The sequence below is a fragment of the Marinobacter sp. UBA2498 genome, assembly GCF_002341575.1.
GTDB classification, from domain to species: Bacteria; Pseudomonadota; Gammaproteobacteria; order Pseudomonadales; family Oleiphilaceae; genus Marinobacter; species Marinobacter manganoxydans.
The window spans coordinates 10,060-11,152 of record NZ_DDOI01000088.1 but is presented as its reverse complement, the minus strand read 5'-3'; the positions used below and the strand labels follow the sequence as shown (position 1 = coordinate 11,152).

Annotated in this window: 1 protein-coding gene and 1 pseudogene; both read right to left on the bottom strand. The window is 55.4% G+C overall.

The window, feature by feature from the left end; translation table 11 throughout:
- Positions 1 to 400 (bottom strand): annotated as a pseudogene (locus B2W52_RS12300) (hypothetical protein); the annotation flags it as partial.
- A gap of 34 nt (positions 401 to 434) precedes the next feature.
- A partial coding sequence (locus tag B2W52_RS12295) for an AAA family ATPase (RefSeq protein WP_286803288.1) occupies positions 435 to 1,093 on the bottom strand: 659 nt, incomplete at its 5' end.

Sequence of the window (1,093 nt, the reverse complement as noted above, 5' to 3'; positions counted from 1 at the left end):
TGCCGATCCATTTGTTGCCGCCGGCGTGGCGCTCCTCCTGCTCTTCCATCCGTTTCTTGAAGGTTTCGATCAGCTCCTCCAGGCCGCCCAGAGAATCGATCTTCGCCTTCTCTTCCTCCGACAGGTGCTTCTCGAATTCCGCCCGCAACCAGTCGTCCGGAATCAGGGCTTCCAGCAGGTCGTCGAGATTCTCGATACCTTCAAAATAGGCCTGGAAGGCACGGTCAAACTTGTCGAAGTGGCGCTCGTCCTTCACCAGGCAAAGACGGGACAGGTAATAGAATTCCTCCATGTCCGCAAAGGCGAGCCGCTTCTGCAGGGCTTCCAGAAGGTCCAGAAACTCCCTCAGACTGGCAGGCACCCGTGCGCGCCGGACTTCAAGAAAAAAATCAATCAACATAAAACGTGACTCTTGCCAATGATCTTGCCGAGAATCAGCTGCGGCGACGGGCCATGAAGGCGAGCTTTTGCAACAGGTGCACGTCCTGCTCGTTCTTTACCAGGGCACCGTACAAAGGCGGCAACGCCGAGCTGGTATCTTTCTCCTGCAACATTTTCGCCGACAGCTCGTCGGCCATCAGCAGTTTCAGCCAGTCAATCAGCTCCGAGGTGGACGGCTTCTTCTTCAGGCCCGGGACCTTGCGCACATCGAAGAAGACTTCCAGGGCATCGCGAACGATTTGCTGCTGCAGGCCCGGGAAATGCACATCCACGATATTCTGCATGGTGTCATGATCCGGGAAGCTGATGTAGTGGAAGAAACAGCGACGCAGGAACGCATCCGGCAGTTCCTTCTCGTTGTTACTGGTGATCACCACGATCGGGCGTTTCTTTGCCTTAACCAACTTCTGGGTCTCGTAGACAAAGAACTCCATCCGGTCGAGTTCCAGCAGAAGGTCATTGGGGAATTCGATATCCGCCTTGTCGATCTCATCGATTAGCAGAACCACCTGCTCGTCCGCCTCAAAGGCCTCCCAGAGCTTGCCTTTTACGATGTAGTTGCCGATGTCCTTGACCTTTTCATCACCCAGCTGGGAGTCCCTCAGACGGGAAACCGCATCGTATTCATAAAGGCCCTGCTGGGCCTTGGTGG